This window comes from Pseudoalteromonas sp. BSi20439, from assembly GCF_000241165.1.
Taxonomy (GTDB): Bacteria; Pseudomonadota; Gammaproteobacteria; order Enterobacterales; family Alteromonadaceae; genus Pseudoalteromonas.
The window spans coordinates 1-4,218 of record NZ_BADW01000105.1 but is presented as its reverse complement, the minus strand read 5'-3'; the positions used below and the strand labels follow the sequence as shown (position 1 = coordinate 4,218).

Annotated in this window: 3 protein-coding genes; 1 reads left to right on the top strand and 2 read right to left on the bottom strand. The window is 41.5% G+C overall.

Annotated elements, in window-relative coordinates; genetic code table 11:
- Positions 1-25 precede the first annotated feature (25 nt).
- Together metL and metB are read right to left on the bottom strand one after the other, a co-directional pair.
- Positions 26-2,371, bottom strand: coding sequence for a bifunctional aspartate kinase/homoserine dehydrogenase II (gene metL, locus P20439_RS09920; RefSeq protein WP_008466580.1), 2,346 nt, complete (start codon positions 2,369-2,371; stop codon positions 26-28).
- 51 nt (positions 2,372-2,422) lie between these two features.
- Positions 2,423-3,670: a cystathionine gamma-synthase gene (metB, locus tag P20439_RS09915; RefSeq protein ID WP_008466578.1), complete on the bottom strand. Its 1,248-nt coding sequence runs from the start codon at positions 3,668-3,670 to the stop codon at positions 2,423-2,425.
- A 198-nt stretch (positions 3,671-3,868) separates the two neighbouring features.
- Between metB and metJ the strand changes: the two genes are divergently transcribed.
- Positions 3,869-4,189: a met regulon transcriptional regulator MetJ gene (gene metJ / locus P20439_RS09910; RefSeq protein WP_008115021.1), complete on the top strand. Its 321-nt coding sequence runs from the start codon at positions 3,869-3,871 to the stop codon at positions 4,187-4,189.
- The last annotated feature ends 29 nt before the right edge of the window (positions 4,190-4,218 follow it).

The window sequence follows — 4,218 nt, the reverse complement described above, 5'->3', positions numbered from 1 at the left end:
GCTGATTAGCGGCCTTTTTGATGGTCTAACTAATATTTTTTACTAGCCAATATAAATCTGAATGAACACCTGCAGCTGTTACTTCTTTACCCGCGCCGGGGCCTTGGATAACTAATGCGTTTTGGTTATACCATTGAGTATTAATCACAAAAATATTATCGCCAGGTCTTAAATTAGCAACTGCTTCGCTTTTTGGTACATAAGCAATCCCTACCTTAGCGTCTAGCTTATTGTTTTTAAACTCTAATAGTCCGGTGTAACACAGGGATGCATTTTGTTGCTGAGCCGCTTGTGCATGCTGCTGAATAAACGCATCTAAGCTTGCCTTGTTATCAAGGAAGTCACTCCAACTGCCTTTACTTAGTTCATCGGGCATTAACGCCGATAACGAAATATCATTAAGTTCTAATTCAATACCTAACTCACGCGCCAAAATAAGCAACTTGCGTTGCATATCTCGCCCAGATAAATCTTCTCGCGGATCAGGCTCGGTAAACCCTAAAGCTTGTGCTTCAAGCACCAAATCTGAAAATGCCTTGCTGCCATCGTAACTACTGCACAGCCACGACAACGTACCAGAAAACACGCCTTCTATACGCGTTATTTTATCACCACTGTTTTGTAAATCGGCTAATGCAAAATTAATCGGTAATCCGGCTCCCACACTGGCATTATAACGCCAGTGTAAGCCTCGCTGCGCCAAATTTTCACGTAATGTTTGATACCAGCTCAGCGGGGCAGTGCCTGCGTATTTATTGGCACTAATTAAGTGACAATTTAATTCCACAAATTTGCTATAAAGGTGGCTAAAACATTCACTGGCGGTGATATCAATCACTACCTTATGTTCATACTCAAGCGTATCAATGTATGACAATAAATCAGCTTGCTGATAGGGGCTGGCATGGTTTTCCCATTGTTGCTGCCAGTTTTCACAGTCTAACCCATTGGCATTAACCAGCATCTGCTCTGAGCGCAGTAATGCCACTAACTTAACGTTAAAATCAGATGATAAACGAGCTAGTTGAGCTGGTAGTTGGCGCATAAATTCAGCACCTACATTACCGAGTCCTGCAATAATTAAAGCTATTTCTTGCGCTTTATTAATCAATTTATCATGCAACAAGCTCAGCACATCACTCTCAAGCACTTGATCGGTTAGTAATAACGTATAATCTTCACCAAAATGAGTAAAACGAGGTTGGATTGATTGCCCTTGAAGTAAAGCGGCACTTTGCTTACCGAGCGTCGCTATATCTTGCTCTGATGCAATAATTGCAACCCCATTTAAGTTAGACTCGCTAATGTTGGCTCGGCCAGCAAAATAATTAACCAGCTGATATGTCGTCGACGCTGGGACTACCAAGTAGATTTCGCCCGCTTGTTCAAAGTGATGTAAACTATGCTGAATAAGCTGACTAGCATGCGCTACCTCGCCTTCACTCAAATCATCAACAGTGAGTAAATCCACATTGTTAATCGTAGTTAAAAAACGCTTTTGTTTACTCATTCCGGGTTTAACTATTTCGGTGTGACTGCCTTGCAGATCGTAGCTGCTGCAAACAATTAACTCTATGTCGGTTCCTTTTAATGGCGATAATGTCTTAGCATGTAATACAGGGTTCCCTAGTCTCGCTAATAAATTGGCTTGTTCGCGGCACACCCGCGCATACTTAACCGCATTAGCTACCTTACGTGGATCAGTACTAAAAACACCTTGAGTGTCAGTCCAAATAGACACTTTTTTAGCATTGCAATATCGCGCTAATAAAGTAGCACTGTAATCACTACCGTTTCGTCCTAGGGTCACGGTTTCATGCAGTAAATTAGCTGCAATAAACCCTGTAACGACATTAATTTTACTCGTATCTATGGCTTTTAAGCACTGCTGCTGATTATTAGCATGCTGCAACTGGCCTGCGTCTATAGTAAATAACTGCCTAGCGTCATGAGCGCAAGCACTAACGTTAAGCTGCTCTAAGTAAGCACTTAATAGCCTTGCAGACCATAATTCGCCATGGGCTAATAGCCAAGCTTCAGCTAAAGTACCTTGCTTGGCCTGCTGGGTAATCGTGCTTAGCTCAGTGGCAAGTATACGGAGTGCTTCATGCTTAGCACTGGATATAAGCAATTGCTCAATAAGCACAGATTGATGATTACTTAATAACAAAATTATATCAGCAATCGCTTGGGGATCTTGCTGTTGATAGCTTTGCCACAACTTAACCAAGGTATCGGTGGTTTTCCCGGCAGCCGATACCACCACACAATCTCCTGCTTGAGCATGAATTAAAATAATATTTGCGACACTTTTAAAGCGATCCGCTGAGCTTAAACTCGAACCACCAAATTTATGAACCTGATTTACCATGTTAATACCCACTCGACTTCATGTTTTTTATATTTTCAAAATTGGTAGGTACTACCATAACGCCGGATGCGCCGCGTTTAATTTTGCTGAACCAAATGACTCACTAGCACCCTTTTTTGCAGCTAGCGCGTTATCTGCTTGTCCTGGGCGTACTAAATTAAATACTCTGTCTAAATCAGTAAGTAAGTCTTTTACATCTTCAATACCCGCCGAAATGCGAATAAGCGTGTCGCCTACTCCAGCTTCTGCACGTGCAGTCGCTTCCATGCCTGCATGGGTCATAGTTGCAGGGTGACAAATCAAACTTTCCACTCCACCTAATGATTCCGCTAAACTAAATTCATTTAAGCGCGTTAAAAACGCGGCCGCATCGTTTATATCGCCTTTTATATCAAAACTGACCATAGCACCGAAGCCAAGCTGCTGCGCCTTAGCTAGCGCATGTTGTGGGTGTGATTCAAGACCTGGATAGTAAACCTGCTCAACAAACGGGGAGCTTTCTAAATACTGTGCAATAGCGAATGCGTTTTCTTGGTGTTGTCTCAAACGCACATTTAACGTACGTAAGCCTCTAAGTGTTAAATAGCTATCAAATGGCGCCCCAGTAATGCCAATATTATTTGCCCACCAGGCCAGTTCTTCACCAAGCTCAGCGCTAGCTGCAATAACCGCACCACCAACAACATCTGAATGACCATTGATATATTTAGTGGTTGAGTGAACCACAATATCGGCACCAAATTTAATCGGGTTTTGCAAAGCCGGCGATAAAAATGTGTTATCGGCAGCAACGAGTGCACCACACTGCTTAGCAATATCGGTAACTGCTTTAATATCAGTTAAGCGTAAAATTGGATTACTCGGTGTTTCAATCCAGATCAGCTTAGGTTTAATAGCAAGAATATGCGATAAGCTTTCGCTTTTAGTGAAATCGACCACTTCAAGCTTCAACAAGCCGCGCTTTTCTAGTGAAGTAAATAAACGATAACTGCCACCATAACAATCGTGAGGGATCACTAACGTATCGTCACTATTTAATAACTGAGTGGTTAAGTGAACTGCCGCCATGCCTGTGGCAGTAATAATGCCTTTAGCGCCACCTTCAAGCTCGGTGAGGGCCTCAGCCAAAATGTCACGATTAGGATTACCACTGCGGCCATAATCATATTGACGCTTGGTATCAAAGTCAGCAAATGAGTAAGTTGTTGATAAATAAAGCGGTGGAACAACCGCACCATGCTGTTTGTCGGCTTCTATTCCACTACGAACAGCAATTGTTGCCTTATTTTTTTCACTCATTTTCGCCACCTTTACTATTTTGGATGTTTAGACGTCTAAAAGGTAGCGCATGCAGTTTAAGATGTCAAAACATTTAAATGTCTAGATAGCTAAATAACTAGTATTTGACTATCTTTTTTAAACCGATAGAATTTCACGCATATTTACACGCTTTGATGCTGTGTGAGCAATTTATAATCTGAGGCAACGATACATCTTATGGCTAAATGGAATGGTGAATATATTCACCCATATGCAGAACACGGGAAAAAATCCGAACAAGTAAAAAAGATCACCGTTTCGATCCCGCTAAATGTATTAAAGGTATTAACTGATGAACGTACTCGTCGTCAAATAAACAACTTGCGCCATGCAACAAATAGTGAGCTTTTATGCGAAGCATTTTTGCATGCGTTTACAGGGCAACCGCTGCCTAATGATGATGATCTACGTAAAGACAATGCAGAAAAAGTACCTGAAGAGGTGAAAAAAATAATGCAAGAAATGGGACTAGAAGTGCCTATTTTAAATGAAGACTAAATTTCTTTATCTGTGTTATAAAAAAACCT

Bases quoted from the DNA above. Each gene is read 5' to 3' on its own strand.
- metL (WP_008466580.1), bottom strand. From the start codon at position 2,371: ATGGTAAATCAGGTTCATAAATTTGGTGGTTCGAGTTTAAGCTCAGCG.
- metB (WP_008466578.1), bottom strand. From the start codon at position 3,670: ATGAGTGAAAAAAATAAGGCAACAATTGCTGTTCGTAGTGGAATAGAA.
- metJ (WP_008115021.1), top strand. From the start codon at position 3,869: ATGGCTAAATGGAATGGTGAATATATTCACCCATATGCAGAACACGGG.